This window comes from Calidifontibacillus oryziterrae (assembly GCF_000331575.1).
In the GTDB taxonomy this organism is placed as follows: Bacteria; Bacillota; Bacilli; order Bacillales; family Bacillaceae_J; genus Calidifontibacillus_A; species Calidifontibacillus_A oryziterrae.
The window spans coordinates 1203563-1218186 of record NZ_KB223527.1 but is presented as its reverse complement, the minus strand read 5'-3'; the positions used below and the strand labels follow the sequence as shown (position 1 = coordinate 1218186).

At 35.2% G+C, this 14624-nt stretch carries 10 protein-coding genes, 4 tRNA genes and 1 riboswitch; of the genes, 9 read left to right on the top strand and 5 right to left on the bottom strand.

The genetic code is table 11. The features are described from left to right. Positions 1 to 37 precede the first annotated feature (37 nt). Positions 38 to 122: riboswitch (cyclic di-GMP riboswitch) on the top strand. A 109-nt stretch (positions 123 to 231) separates the two neighbouring features. From D612_RS0114575 to D612_RS0114565, 3 genes are all read left to right on the top strand, one after another. After that, complete coding sequence (locus D612_RS0114575) at positions 232 to 2802, top strand: EAL domain-containing protein (RefSeq protein WP_017756221.1); 2571 nt, start codon at positions 232 to 234, stop codon at positions 2800 to 2802. Positions 2803 to 2942: 140 nt separating this feature from the next. Then, entirely contained in the window at positions 2943 to 4829 is a 1887-nt protein-coding gene (locus tag D612_RS18815) for a diguanylate cyclase domain-containing protein (protein WP_233275000.1), read from the top strand. A gap of 969 nt (positions 4830 to 5798) precedes the next feature. Next, a complete protein-coding gene (locus tag D612_RS0114565) occupies positions 5799 to 6443 on the top strand; it encodes a transcriptional regulator (protein ID WP_017756219.1) in 645 nt (214 codons plus the stop codon). Between the two features lie 416 nt (positions 6444 to 6859). Here the strand turns inward: D612_RS0114565 and D612_RS0114560 are convergent. Further along, positions 6860 to 6932, bottom strand: a tRNA-Ala gene (locus D612_RS0114560). 305 nt (positions 6933 to 7237) lie between these two features. Continuing rightward, positions 7238 to 8329 carry an ATP-binding protein gene (locus D612_RS0114555; protein WP_083888521.1) on the bottom strand — a complete coding sequence of 364 codons (1092 nt, stop codon included), beginning with the start codon at positions 8327 to 8329 and terminating at the stop codon, positions 7238 to 7240. Positions 8330 to 8535: 206 nt separating this feature from the next. On the opposite strand from D612_RS0114555, the gene D612_RS0114550 reads away from it, so the two are divergent. The 3 genes from D612_RS0114550 to pflA all read left to right on the top strand — a co-directional run bounded on the left by D612_RS0114550 (position 8536) and on the right by pflA (position 12319). After that, complete coding sequence (locus tag D612_RS0114550; protein ID WP_233275026.1) at positions 8536 to 8961, top strand: hypothetical protein; 426 nt, start codon at positions 8536 to 8538, stop codon at positions 8959 to 8961. A gap of 291 nt (positions 8962 to 9252) precedes the next feature. Continuing rightward, on the top strand, positions 9253 to 11478 hold the full coding sequence (gene pflB / locus D612_RS0114545) for a formate C-acetyltransferase (RefSeq protein ID WP_017756216.1): 2226 nt from the start codon (positions 9253 to 9255) through the stop codon (positions 11476 to 11478). A gap of 97 nt (positions 11479 to 11575) precedes the next feature. Then, positions 11576 to 12319, top strand: a complete 744-nt coding sequence (gene pflA / locus D612_RS0114540) for a pyruvate formate-lyase-activating protein (RefSeq protein WP_017756215.1) — start codon at positions 11576 to 11578, stop codon at positions 12317 to 12319. A 75-nt stretch (positions 12320 to 12394) separates the two neighbouring features. Here the strand turns inward: pflA and D612_RS20040 are convergent, their stop codons facing one another. After that, positions 12395 to 12529, bottom strand: coding sequence for a hypothetical protein (locus tag D612_RS20040; protein WP_017756214.1), 135 nt, complete (start codon positions 12527 to 12529; stop codon positions 12395 to 12397). Positions 12530 to 12895: 366 nt separating this feature from the next. On the opposite strand from D612_RS20040, the gene D612_RS0114530 reads away from it, so the two are divergent. The 3 genes from D612_RS0114530 to D612_RS0114520 all read left to right on the top strand — a co-directional run bounded on the left by D612_RS0114530 (position 12896) and on the right by D612_RS0114520 (position 13159). Next, positions 12896 to 12972: transfer RNA gene (locus D612_RS0114530), tRNA-Met, on the top strand. A 26-nt stretch (positions 12973 to 12998) separates the two neighbouring features. Continuing rightward, positions 12999 to 13074, top strand: a tRNA-Asp gene (locus tag D612_RS0114525). 13 nt (positions 13075 to 13087) lie between these two features. Continuing rightward, positions 13088 to 13159, top strand: a tRNA-Glu gene (locus D612_RS0114520). Positions 13160 to 13261: 102 nt separating this feature from the next. Here the strand turns inward: D612_RS0114520 and D612_RS0114515 are convergent. Next, positions 13262 to 14140, bottom strand: a complete 879-nt coding sequence (locus D612_RS0114515; protein WP_017756213.1) for a hypothetical protein — start codon at positions 14138 to 14140, stop codon at positions 13262 to 13264. Continuing rightward, positions 14140 to 14529: a response regulator gene (locus tag D612_RS0114510; protein WP_017756212.1), complete on the bottom strand. Its 390-nt coding sequence runs from the start codon at positions 14527 to 14529 to the stop codon at positions 14140 to 14142. The genes D612_RS0114515 and D612_RS0114510 overlap by 1 nt, the downstream gene beginning before the upstream one ends. Positions 14530 to 14624 lie beyond the last annotated feature (95 nt).

The window sequence follows — 14624 nt, the reverse complement described above, 5'->3', positions numbered from 1 at the left end:
TAATTAACACGTTAATAACGGTATAAATGCTCATAAATAACGAAAAGGGCAAAACTACGGAAACGTAGTGACGCAAAGCTATAGGGACTAATCCATATTTGGAATGTTAGCCAGCTGCCGCTTTTGGGAACGTCAAAAACATGTCCTACTAATGTGCGGATATGTTTTTTTGTTTTTCTTTTTCTAAACGAAAAAAATCAGCAGATGCGTATTTAAAGGGAGCTGTGGAGATTGTCATTACATTTTTTAAAAGAGGATCGTTATTTAAAACTTTTATTTCATAATTCAACGTTAGCAATGATTGCACTTGATAAAAATATGAATGTAAAGAAATGGAACCAAACTGCGGCGGATTTATTTGGTTGGCATGAGGAAGAGGTGATTGATCGTCCTTTTCCGATTTTACCTGAGTTTGAAAAAGACGCGTTTCATAAGATGTTTACTCATGTTATTAACGGAAATGTATTAACAAATGTTGAGGCAAAAAGAAAAAGGAAAAACGGAACGTTAATTGATGCTACGATAAACCCATTACCATGGTATGACGACCAAGGTCGAATAAATGGATATATAGCCATTATTAAAGATATATCAGCCCATAAAAAGAATGAAAGAAAATTGGCGAAAACGATTAAACGTTTAGAAGATTATAAATATGTATTAGATGCTTCCTCATCAATCACAATAATTGATAGTGAAGGAAAAATTATTTATGCAAATGATCACTTTTGTGAGATTTCAAAGTTTAAAAAGGATGAATTACTAGGAAAACATTATACCATCTTAGATTCACAATATCACCCAAAGAGGTATTTTAAAAAAATGTGGGCTACGATAATGAAAGGGGATATTTGGAAAGGTGAAGTAAAGAACCTTACGAAAGATGGTGGAATCTGGTGGGCAAATACAACAATCGTTCCTTTAATAGATGGCAATAATAAGCCAGTTCAATATATTGCGATTTGTTCAGATATTACAGATCGTAAACTGATTGAAGAGGAGCTTCGCAAACAGCAACGAGAAGTTGAATATATGGCATATTTTGATTATTTAACAGGACTTCCTAACCGACGTCTTTTTGAACTGGAATTAAAGCAAAGGCTTAGTGAGGCACAAGAAAATTGCGCGATGTTTGCATTGTTGTTTATTGACTTAGACGGTTTCAAGTTTATTAACGATACGCTGGGGCACGAAATTGGTGATAAGCTATTGCGAGAAGTGTCTGAGCGATTCATTCAAAGCAAAAATGAATCGGACGTTATATCACGTATTGGCGGCGATGAATTCACAATCATTGTTGCAAATGTAAACGATATAGCTGAAATTCAAAAAGTGGCACAGCGAATTTTGGCATTATTTATAAATCCGTTTTTAATAGATAATTATACTTTACATATTACGGCAAGTATTGGGATAAGTATTTATCCAGATGGTGGAGAAAGCACCCATTCATTAATCCAAAATGCTGATTTGGCATTGTACCGGGCGAAGGACGATGGGAAGAACACGTACGAAATTTTTTCGCCACGATTAAGTATTGGCGCTTATAAAAAGTTTTCATTGCAGAATGATCTAAGGGATGCAATTAATAACGGGGAACTATTTTTACAGTATCAGCCAAAGGTAGATTCGAAGACTCATACAATCGTTAGAGTAGAAGCGCTTGCTCGTTGGGATCACCCAGAGTGGGGAATTGTTTCTCCTGATGAATTTATTTCTTTAGCTGAACAGTCAGGGCTTATTAGTATGATAGGAAAACAAGTGTTATTGATAGCTTGCAAGCAAAACAAGAAATGGCAGGATGAAGGCTATGCACCAATCAAGATAGGAGTGAACTTTTCACCTCTTCAATTTTTGCAAGCAGATTTAGTGGAAATGGTCGAAAAAGTTCTCGAACAAACCGGACTTGAGGCAAAGTGGCTGGAAATTGAATTAACGGAAACTGCAGTCCTTAAAAATGAAGTTGCGGTTCTTTCGAAATTAAATCAATTGCGCAAATTAGGAATTACCATCGCGATTGATGATTTTGGCACAGGTTTTTCGTCACTATCTCATTTAAAAAAGATAAAACCGGATACAGTAAAAATTGATAAATCATTTATTAAAGAAATCCCCGCTGATCAAGAAAGTACAGAAATTGCAACATCGATTATTAAACTAGCAGAAAGACTAAAGATTCACGTTGTTGCAGAAGGTGTTGAAACTAGTGAACAAGCAGCATATTTGCGGAAAATTCATTGTACGTATCTACAAGGGTATTTCTTTAGTAAGCCATTATCCGCTGGAAAATTTGAGAGATTGTTAAGAAGAGGTAAATGTCACTTAGGTGACAGTATAAAAACTGATGCTGAAATTTTTGAGAATCGGCGTGCATATTATCGAATCGAATTGCCACGTCCACTTATAGCGGAGATGACGATCGCATCTATAGGTGGTAAGAAAATACAAGTTGGTATGACGAAGGTATTAATCGAGGATATCGGTCCTGGTGGGGTTAAGTTTTCTTCCAATATTAAACTTCCAACAAGACCTGACTTAATATTAAGAATAAGAACGTATATTTTAGAAGAGAAAGTTGAAGCAACGGGCTCGATTGTTTGGGGAAAAGAAGTGGGCGATATTCAACAGTATGGCTTCCAGTTTGATATTGATGATAAACAACGTGATGAAATAATAAGTATTCTAAATAAGTTTCAAGTAAAGCTACGAAATCAGGCAGTCTCATCAACAAGCTGGTTTTTATCAATAAGCAGGCAGAAATTTTTTAATTTTAGCACGGTCGAAAGTAGCAGCAAGGCTTAAAAATCCTAATTACAGAAAATATAAAATATGCAAGTAGCGCACTTAGAGTCGTGCTTTCTATCAATGTTTTTATTCATTAGCATTGGGCAATGCTTTCAACGATTATATTCAACATATAGGTAAATCGAGGCAAAAGGACAGTGACATCATTAGAGAGAGAGGGTGTTGCCTTGAAATCACTTTATTATAAAATAACCTTTATTATTATTGGAATTGTTGTTTTAAGTGGTGCTAATTATTTTATTATAACAACATTAATTACGAATGAAGAAAATATTAGTCATAACATTAACGTTGCTGGACGAGAAAGGATGCTAGCTCAAAAAATAAACAATCATTCCATTAAACTATTGTATTCGGATGAAGCTACTGTAGAGGAAGAATTATTGGCTACCTTAAATGAATTTGAAGAGAACTTAATTGGTTTAATGAATGGGAATGAGGCGCTTGGCTTACTTCCGTTAGAAAATGAAGATATAAAAGCGCAATTAAAGCAAATTGAGATAAATTGGTTATCATTAAAAGCTGATATTCATCAAGCAGTTAATAATGAATCCGACCAAGTATACGCGACGAGTATAATTATGAAAAGCGAAGAGTTGATCGATCAATTAGATATCGTTGTAAAAATGTTTGAGGATGAAGGAAAAAAAGTAATTCAAGGACTAACTACCAAAAATGCAATTTTTATTACGGTAAATCTATTATTTGCTTTAGTAATATTCAGTACTTGGCATCTACTAGTGAACTTAGCAAAAAGTGAAAAAAAATATCGAATGCTTATTGAGCATTCACCACTAGGCATTGTTATTTCAAAGAATGGAAAGTTTCAATTTATTAATAACTATGCACGTAAGGCACTTGGATTATCTGATCAGGACGAGATGATTGGTGAATCTATTTATCAGATCATCCCACAAGAGTCATCATTCAGAACAAATGCACTATTTTGCCATGTAAAGGAAGAGAAGCAAGTAGCAGAAGTAGTGGAGGAACAATTTACTAGGATTGATGGAACAAAGATTACCGTTGAAGTCATGTCACTCCCATTTAATATAATGGGTGGTCATTTCACTATTTTCCATGATATTACTGATCATAAACGATCTGAAAGTGAATTTGAATATATGTTCAAGGAGCTTAACAATATTAAAACTGCGTTAAATTTATCGAATATTGTAGAAATCACGGATGATAAAGGTGTGATTTTGTACGTAAATGATAAGTTTAGCCAGTTATCAAAATATGAAAAAGAAGAAGTTGTTGGCAAGACACATCGCATCCTTAATTCTGGATACCATTCGAAAGAGTTTATTCGTAATTTATGGGAAACAATACAAGCTGGTCGGGTATGGGAAGGGCACGTTCGAAATCGAGCAAAGGATGGTAGCTTCTACTGGGTTAATACTATGATTATTCCGTTTATTAATAATGAAGGGATGCCATATCAGTACTTAACAATTCGCAACGATATTACTGACCGCAAAAATGCGGAAAAGGCAATAAGACTTTTAGCAACAACGGATGATTTAACACAGCTTTCAAATCGAAGAGTTTTTGAAGAAAAGTTGAAGGAAGCAATTGCTGATGAACATCAAGTTGCAGTTATGTTTCTAGACTTGGATCGGTTTAAAATAATTAATGATACACTTGGCCATTTAATTGGTGACCAACTTCTAATTGAGGTTGCCGATAGACTACGAGACGCAGTAGCAGATATGGGGATAATTTCACGTCAAGGTGGCGACGAATTTACAATGTTAATTACAAATACCGATAACAATGTGTTAAAAAAGATTTGTGAACGAATCATAACAAAAATTAAGCAGCCTTATGTTATTGAAGGAAATAAAATTCTCGTAACGTGTAGTATTGGGGTTAGTACCTTCCCTCATGATGGAAAAACAATTGAAGATTTAATGAAAAATGCTGATATCGCGATGTATGACGCAAAAGATCGTGGTAAGGACAACTTTTCTTTTTACAAAAAAACTATGGTTCCTTTTTTGCTTAATCATGATAAATAAATTATTGTTTGATTAAAAAACTACCCCAGTCAAGAGAAGAATGCTGATATCGCGATGTATGACGCAAAAGATCGTGGTAAGGACAACTTTTCTTTTTACAAAAAAACTATGGTTCCTTTTTCGCTTAATCATGATAAATAAATTAACGTTTGATTAAAAAAACAGATCTAGTCCAAGAACTACTGTCCCAGTCCAAGAACTACTGTCCCAGTCCAAGAACTACTGTCCTAGTCAACGAACTACAGTACCAGTCAAGAACTGCGGTCCTATTCATGAATTATTGTCCTTGTCAACGAACTACTATCCCAGTCAAGAACTGCGGTCCTAGTCAAGAACTACTATCCCAGTCATAGAACTGGGGTCCTAGTCAAGAACTACTATCCCAGTCATAGAACTGGGGTAGTTTTTTGCGTTAATTGTCTTGTATTTATAGTTACTATTACTAGCTTTGTAAAAGTTTAACCATCTATAGATGGATGGGGTGGATGGCTTCTCGTGATTTTTAAATAGTCTGTGTAAAACCATCTATATATTGTTGATAGAATTTGGTTTCCCAAAAAGTTAAAGTTTTTTATTATTAAAGTCTTCTATTATTAATGAAATACAGTATACTTAAGAAGAAATAGAGTACCTGATTATTTAACGGACATAAAATCCTTTATTTTCGCGTAATCCCTCTTTACGAGCTGCATAAAGGACACACGATCCGTTAATTACTACTAATCCCCAAGAAACAGTTAATATTCTTCTTAATAACGGAACTAATGTCCGTTCACCCCCGTAATTTCAATCAATGACAAAAGATAGCGGAGCTAATGTCCGTTAACCACCCATAATTTCAGTCACAGACAAAAGACAGTGGGGCTAATGTCTGCTAAAAACCTACCTATAATTCCAAAACAGCCATGAGTTATTAATTATATGAAGATTATAAAAAACTATAAAATTAGAAAGGAAAGTGAATGATCGATGGAAGGATTTGAACAAAAATACAACAAATGGCTTGGAGAAAATATTAACGAAGAGAAGAATCCTAGGCGACGTGAAATACTAGAAAAGGGTCTAGGTCATGGAACGATAGAATTTCTTCGTAAAATATGGTTTCCAACTGTAGGGAGTTTTAATCATTTGTATCCTGAGTGGGAGGTGCGTGATTTCAATAACGGTTATCGTTATTTGGACTTAGTATACAGACCTAGGGATGCGAAAGGGTGTATAGAAATTCAGGGATTCGGCCCTCATGCTCGAGATCTTGATACTAGGCGATTTAAGGATCTATGCTGGCGACATTCATTATTGGCACTTGATGGATGGACATTATTACCGATTGCTTATCTTTCTATTAAAGAAGAACCTAAACAATGTCAGCAACTTATACTTGCTTTTATCGGGAAATTTATCTCAACTGAAACATCTCCACAATTATCTTGGATGGAAGCAGAGGTGGTACGTTATGCTCGTCGTCTACTTCGTCCAATTACTCCACTTGAGATTGCCTATCATTTAAACATTAGTGACCGTCACGCAAGACGTATTTTACACACTCTTGTAGACATGAATATTCTACGTGTGGCGAGCGGTAATAAACGGTATCGAACTTATCAGCTCGAATAATTTTTTTGAAAATTTTAACCATTATTTCCAAAATAGTAATAAATCTTTATTTTTACGACATCTAGTGCAATGTAAAGATGACACATAGAACATTGCATTGGAACAAATTGTGCTTTTAACGGACACCAGATCCTTTATTTTACCAAAAAACGTATTTTTATAATTTTATCGGACATATAATCCGTTATTTCATCATATTCACAAAAAAACTACTGCTAAAATCCAAAATAACGGAACGTGTGTCCGTTAATCATCAAAAAATAGTCTTGTTTTTTAAATAAGGGATCCTGTGTCCGTAAAAACCAGCGGAGTTCAGAACCTTTGGAAAATAGAGGGAACGTGGAAAAACTAGAGAAAAAACAAAAAAATAGCACCTGTTCCCTTATAATCAAAGGAAACGGTGCTGATTCTTTCAATGGAGACTACCGGGCTCGAACCGGCGACCTCAACACTGCCAGTGTTGCACTCTCCCAACTGAGCTAAGCCCCCGTGAAAAGCAAATATCAAATTATCAAATGGGGTAGTGAAGTTGACAAGTACGGACTCCCAACTGAGCTAAGCCCCCCGTGAAAAGCAAATATCAAATTATCAAATGGGGTAGTGTAACGACGATGGTGGACTCCCAACTGAGCTCTACCGCCCTTTTTCCTATTATGAAATTAATTTTAATAGCACACAATTAAAATGTAAAGCACATTAATCATTTGCATGAAATTACTATTACCAAAAGCTGTTATTAGCTTTACCTAAGATCATAATAATGTAAACACCATTGATTGTAACTAAAGCTTAAACTAAATTGATTTACCACCACCTGTGGTCATTAACAATTTTGCAGGTTGTTGGATTGGTAAGTTAATTTCTACAGTTGTACCTATACCGATCGTACTTTCAATATGGATTGTTCCATGATGTCTCTCAATAATAGTAAAGCTAGTCATTAGTCCAAGGCCAGTCCCACGCTCTTTTGTTGAATAAAAAGGTTCCCCGATGTGGTTTAATCTTTCTTTGCTTATCCCGCAGCCTTCATCAATCACTTTTATTGTAATAAAACCGTTTTTATTATCCTTAATTTTAACTAGTACAAAATCGCCTGCCTCACTTGCATCAAGCGCGTTTTTGATAATATTTAGTAACACTTGTTTAATAGCTGCTACATCACACTCAACTTTCAACAGTCGATTTGGTTTTATATACACTATATTTTGATTTGCCATATTCGCTTGTGTTTGTAATAAGATAATAACTTGCTCGATCAGTTCATTTATATTTTCAAGTTGAAAGTGAGTTTCTATTTGTGCGTTGCCCATTGCTAAATATTCAGTAATAATATTTTCGATTTTTTGGACTTCATTTAGCATGATATTTGTATATTGGTCGCTATATGAATGAAATTTCTTTTGTAGTTGGGCAAAACCTTTTATTGTTGTTAATGGGTTTCGGATCTCGTGAGCGACAGCTGCAGCTAATTGGGCAGCAACTGAAACTTTTTCTACTTTCTGAAAATAGTCTCTAGTATACTTTTCGTCAGTAATATCTTGAATTTGGATAAAATAGTAACGTTCATTTCCGAGTTCATTTTCAATGAAAGAAACGTTAATTAAGCCCCAAACTATTTTTCCGTTTTTGTGTTTATATCTTTTTTCTGCATGAAAAGAATCAATTTCGCCCTTTCTAAGTTGAGTGAAGAAGTAATAATCATTCGCTAAATCTTCTTTTGTACAAAGAAAATCTGGAACTTTATTTAACAATTCCTCATCTTTATAGCCGGTAAACTCACAAAAAGCCCGATTTACGGCAATCGTTTTACCGGATAAATCGATGAGTAATTGGCCAATTGCTGATTGGTAAAATGTACTCCAAAATATCGAACATTTCTCCATCATCTTCTTCTCCTCTTTAAAACATTAATGCCTTAAAACATAATAGTTGTAATTAAATTCAAAAACAACCCTTTCGACAAAAGCTTACAATCTTTTTTATAAATATATGTTAAAAAATTGCAATATTTGTTGGGGCAATATTTTTCTACCTTTAGAAAAACAATAATAATAGCGACACAATACAGAAAAAGGAATGATTATTTTTGCAAATGAAACTACTCAGTATTTTTTTTATTAGTGTTTGCTATATGTGTATTTCTGCTATTAACACCTGCTTTGCTACTACTCAAATGGATGAAAGTTCGCCGAAAATAATTGATATAAAAACTAGTCCGACACCAATCATTAATCAATGGGTAATTTTACGACAAAGAACGAATGGAGAGCTGCATATTGAAGCGATAGTCGAAAATGCATGGAAGGTAAGATTTTGGACAGTTCCAGTAAAAAATAAATCGTGGCAAGATTCATGGGAGCATAAAAAGCTCATAAGTGAGGATCAGGATGGTGAAGATGGTTGGACAACAACTTTTTATTATGGAAAAGAAAACTTGCTTACCTTCATTGTTGTTGAAGCTGTTGGTATGGACGGTCAAACTGCGAGGTGGCCGTTTTATGTAGCTTATAAAAAATAGGAATTGTTTAAGTAATTCTAGCTAAGCAAATTATGTCACCAATCATTATCGATAATGAAAAATATTCATCATTTCTAATACGAGGTAATTATTACCTGTTATATATAAATGATAGAAACTGTACCATATATAAATTGTAGAATTATAATTTATAAAAAAATAAGCAAAACTCACATTTCACAACAATGTCAATATTATATGGTCCAAAGATAATGATACTGTAGTATGATTTTTGTGTACCTGTACCATACTATATACATGATCTGTATTACTCAACGGAGGGATGACATAATGAAAGCTTGGGAAGGTTTTAAAGTTGGTAAATGGACAGAGGAAATAAACGTTAGAGATTTTATAAGTTTAAATATAACAGTGTATGAAGGTGACGAGGCCTTCCTTGAAGCAGCAACTAAGCAAACGATAAAGCTTTGGGAGCAAGTGATGGAGCTATCAAAGCTCGAACGTGAAAAGGGCGGCGTTTTAGATATGGACACAGACGTTGTCTCTAGTATTACATCACATGGTCCAGGCTACTTAAATAAAGATTTAGAAAAAGTTGTTGGTTTTCAAACAGATAAGCCATTTAAGCGCTCCTTACAGCCCTATGGAGGTATTAGAATGGCTGAACAAGCCTGTGAAGCATATGGCTATGATGTAAGCCCAGAACTAAAAGAGATATTTACAACATATCGTAAAACGCACAATCAAGGAGTATTTGATGTATATACTGATGAGATGAAGCTAGCGAGAAAGACAGGTATCATTACAGGTCTTCCTGACGCTTATGGGCGTGGGCGGATTATTGGGGATTATCGACGTGTAGCGCTTTATGGTGTTGATCGCTTAATTAAAGAAAAACAAAATGATTATAAAAATTTAGGCGGTATTATGTCTGAAGATGTGATTCGCCTTCGTGAAGAGGTTTCTGAACAAGTTCGTTCTTTACACGAGCTAAAAGAAATGGCTAGCCGTTATGGTTATGATATTTCTGGGCCTGCGAAAAATGCACAAGAGGCATTTCAATGGTTATATTTTGCATATTTAGCTGCAATTAAAGAACAAAATGGTGCTGCAATGAGCCTTGGTCGTGTCTCAACGTTTTTAGACATTTATATCGAACGTGATCTTCAAAATGGTATTTTAACTGAAAAGGAAGCGCAAGAGATTGTCGACCATTTCGTCATGAAGCTTCGGTTAGTTAAATTTGCTAGGACACCTGACTATAATGAATTATTTAGTGGAGACCCAACATGGGTAACAGAATCAATTGGAGGAATGGCAGAGGACGGAAGGTCACTTGTTACCAAAAACTCATATAGATTTTTACACACTTTGGATAATTTAGGTCCAGCACCAGAACCAAATTTAACCGTACTTTGGTCGCCGAGTCTACCGGTTAAATTCAAGGAATATTGTGCAAAAATGTCAATTAAAACTAGCTCTATCCAATATGAGAACGACGACATTATGAGACCGGTATATGGAGATGATTATGGAATTGCATGCTGCGTTTCGGCGATGGAAATTGGCAAGCAAATGCAATTTTTTGGTGCTAGAGCGAACCTTGCAAAGGCATTACTATATGCAATTAATGGTGGGAAAGATGAAAAGAAAAATATCCAAGTTGGCCCTGAATTTGGTGCGATCACTACTGACTATTTAAAATATGAAGATGTGATGGAGAAATTTGATCAAGTTTTAGATTGGTTAGCGGGTCTATATATTAATACTCTTAACGTGATTCATTATATGCACGATAAGTATTCATACGAAAGAATTGAAATGGCATTACATGATACACATATTCTTCGCACGATGGCAACTGGGATTGCTGGTTTATCCGTTGCAGCGGATTCACTAAGCGCCATAAAATTTGCTAAAGTGAAGGTTATACGTGATGAATCTGGATTAGCTGTAGATTATGAAATTGAAGGAGACTTCCCGAAATACGGAAATAATGATGATCGCGTTGATAGCATAGCCGTTGGGCTTGTCGAAAGCTTTATGGAAAAGCTTCGCAAGCATAAAACGTACCGCGATTCTGTGCATACATTATCTATTCTAACGATTACATCCAATGTTGTTTATGGAAAGAAAACAGGGAATACACCTGATGGAAGATGTGCAGGAGAGCCGTTTGCACCTGGTGCAAACCCGTTACATGGTCGTGATACGAAAGGTGCATTGGCATCATTATCAACTGTAAGTAAACTTCCGTATGATCATGCGAGAGATGGTATATCCAACACGTTCTCGATTGTTCCTAAAGCGCTCGGGAAGGAAGAAGATCAGCAAAAAAAGAATCTGGTAGGTATTCTAGATGGTTATGCAAGTAAAAAAGGGCATCATTTAAACATTAATGTTTTTAATCGCGAAACCTTACAAGATGCAATGGAACACCCAGAAGAATATCCGCAATTGACTATACGTGTATCAGGATATGCTGTGAACTTCATTAAATTGACAAGAGAACAACAAATAGATGTTATTAATCGTACGTTCCATGAAAGTATGTAAAACAATAAAGTAGGTTAATAAAAAATAAAAGAACACCCTCTGCTACTTGTAAGTTAAAAAACAGGGGGTGTTTTTATAAAAGGTTGGGATATAAAGAATGAACGGTAATGTACATTCAATCGAGACCCTAGGTACTGTTGATGGCCCTGGGCTAAGATATGTAGTATTTCTGCAGGGATGTTTATTAAGATGCCAATTTTGTCATAATGCTGATACTTGGGAACTTGGAAAAGGTACAGTGATGTCGGTCACAGAAATAATTGATGATATAAAATCATATTTGCCGTTTATGCAAGCTTCTGGTGGTGGAATTACTGTTAGTGGTGGTGAGCCCTTATTACAACTGGATTTTTTGCATGAGCTTTTTAAACGATGTAAAAGTCTAGGCATTCATACCGTAATTGATTCGTCAGGGGGCTGTTTTTCTTATGATGAAGTATTTATTGAAAAGCTGAAGGCTGTTTTAGAACTTACTGATTTAGTTTTGCTAGATCTTAAGCATATCGATGAAAAAAAACACCAAAAATTAACTGGGAAAAGTAATAAGCACATATTACAATTTGCGAAATTTTTATCAGACCTAAAAATTCCTGTATGGATACGACATGTATTAGTTCCAGGAGTAACTAATGATGAAAAAGATTTGGAAAGGTTAGGCGAATTTATTCATACACTTAATAATGTAGAAAAAATTGAAATTCTACCCTATCACAAACTTGGTGTCTATAAATGGAACGCGCTTGGCATAAAATATCCATTAGAAAATGTAGAACCGCCTTCTGAAGCAGAAGTTGAATGGGCTTACCAGATTCTAACTACAAAAACATTAGTAAACGTATAGGGTCTTTTGGAATGAAGAAAGCATGTATGAACATAACGCATTAAATAATAGAGCTAGTGAACGAAATTAGTTCAGTTATTCAGGCTGATTTTCAACGTTGCTTTCTTCTTCTTTAACTGGAAAGGAGTACTTATCAAGGAAGTGGAAGGAAAAAGCAAGGAAAAGTAAACCCATTAAAGGGATTATAAAACTAATAAAATTTTTAATCATTCACAACAACTCCTTTTTTGTAGTAGTTTACACCATTAACACAGTATATACGTATAATAACATAATATTCCAATTTTATGAAAGCGTTACCAAAAATATTTTGTGATTTTTCATCATTTCATAGTTGTTGACTGTTTATTTCGTAAATGTTATATTAGGTAGGTCGTTGTGAAATTGCATAATATTATCGCGGGGTGGAGCACGATCGAATAAGCTTCATCGAATCCGCAACAGCGTACCGATTGAACTGCATCTTGAATAAGCATTCTGAAATCGGGACGACGATTTTACTTAAGCTGGAAGATGAAGGGACAGTAGATTCTATACAATTTAGTAAGCAGGTTTAAAATATTTGCATAATATTATCGCGGGGTGGAGCAGTCTGGTAGCTCGTCGGGCTCATAACCCGAAGGTCGTAGGTTCAAATCCTGCCCCCGCAACCAATAATAATTAAATTAGTATTTTATATGGTTCCGTGGTGTAGTGGTTAACATGCCTGCCTGTCACGCAGGAGATCGCGGGTTCGATCCCCGTCGGAACCGCCATAAATATGAATATGGCCCGTTGGTCAAGTGGTTAAGACACCGCCCTTTCACGGCGGTAACACGGGTTCGAATCCCGTACGGGTCATACACGAAAAAGGGCTAGCACAATTTGTGCTAGCCCTTTTTCGTGTTAATGGTAGTCCTGATATAATTCGTTCAATAGAATCTATGTGTAACCGTAAAACCATTAGTTGGTTATAATAATGTCGATCGTTCCGAATGACAAATAGGCAGTAATAATTAAAACGGAATTTTCTGGAGCGATATCAACATTTTGTTGAACCTTTGGTGCGTCCATTTCGTACTCGATTCCACGATTTGACATATTAACTGTATAAATGCCATTATGTAAATTTAAAAATTCACTTACAGAGGCTTGAGCCAATTCATCAACTTCTTCAAGTGTTTCCTCTGCATAAATTGAAGCAAATTTCACAAATACATCTTCGTCACATCCGATGGCAGTTGCAAATCCATTTTCTCCAATAATGTTTTGTGATGTCCACCATTGGGAATGGTAGTTGCCGCTAATTGCTTTAGCCTCTATACGTACTTGATCATCAATGAAACGGATTAAGTTCTTGGCGAATAGTGATACATAATCTGTATAATGCTGTTTATTGGCTGAATCTTTGATTTGCAATAATGCTTCAACTAATGTATCAATGTCACCATCTTTAATCGCTTCAAATTGTTCATCTGACAAGCTATTATCCTTTTTGTAGGCTGCCAATGCGTCTGAGAATTGTTCAATTGACATATAGCCGCGGTCAACAAGTGCTTGTCCTAAAATTAAATGATTTTGTTTTTGACCTGATAAAAGCTGATCAAGTTGCTGCTCAGTAAGATAACCAAGTTCAATAGCAATCTCTCCAAACCTTTTATCGACTTGTTTTTGTTTCTCGTGGACCTCTTCAACTTGACTTGCAGTCATAAAGCCTTCATTTACGGAAAGGACGCCCAATTTTACATGTGTGGATGCCTGTAGGTCTAAGGCGTTTTTTAGTTGATCCGCACTTATTAAACCTTTATTTAATAAATAATGCCCGAAATATTGACTAAACATTATAGAGAGCCCTCCATTCCTTCTTTCACAATTTTATCGATAATATTGGCAACAGCCTCTAAAGTTACCGGCTTTTGAATAAAATCATAAGCTCCTAGTTCAATAGCTTTCTTTAAATGGGACTGTGTTCCAGCGGAAGAAGCCATTACGACTTTTATGGAAGGATCAAACTCTTTTATTTCCGTTAACGCCTCAATTCCATCTTTATCAGGCATGACGATATCTAAAAAAACTAAATCAGGCTTTTCGGATTTAACAATGTCAATAGCTTGTTGGCCGTTTTCGCCTTCAAGAATATTAGTAATCCTGCATTTTTCCAATGTGCTTTTTAACTTTTTTCGTATTAAGATAGAGTCATCACAAATTAACACTTTTAAATTAATTTCCATCTTTAATCCCCCTTGTAGTATAAAATACATACCTTTATATATTATATAATAATTTTCTGCATAAATCGCCAAAATTCCTTCCTTTTCACATAATG

Bases quoted from the DNA above. Each gene is read 5' to 3' on its own strand.
- D612_RS0114515 (WP_017756213.1), bottom strand. From the start codon at position 14,140: ATGTTTAGTCAATATTTCGGGCATTATTTATTAAATAAAGGTTTAATA.
- D612_RS0114510 (WP_017756212.1), bottom strand. From the start codon at position 14,529: ATGGAAATTAATTTAAAAGTGTTAATTTGTGATGACTCTATCTTAATA.
- pflA (WP_017756215.1), top strand. From the start codon at position 11,576: ATGAACGGTAATGTACATTCAATCGAGACCCTAGGTACTGTTGATGGC.
- D612_RS20040 (WP_017756214.1), bottom strand. From the start codon at position 12,529: ATGATTAAAAATTTTATTAGTTTTATAATCCCTTTAATGGGTTTACTT.
- pflB (WP_017756216.1), top strand. From the start codon at position 9,253: ATGAAAGCTTGGGAAGGTTTTAAAGTTGGTAAATGGACAGAGGAAATA.
- D612_RS0114555 (WP_083888521.1), bottom strand. From the start codon at position 8,329: ATGATGGAGAAATGTTCGATATTTTGGAGTACATTTTACCAATCAGCA.
- D612_RS0114565 (WP_017756219.1), top strand. From the start codon at position 5,799: ATGGAAGGATTTGAACAAAAATACAACAAATGGCTTGGAGAAAATATT.
- D612_RS0114550 (WP_233275026.1), top strand. From the start codon at position 8,536: ATGAAACTACTCAGTATTTTTTTTATTAGTGTTTGCTATATGTGTATT.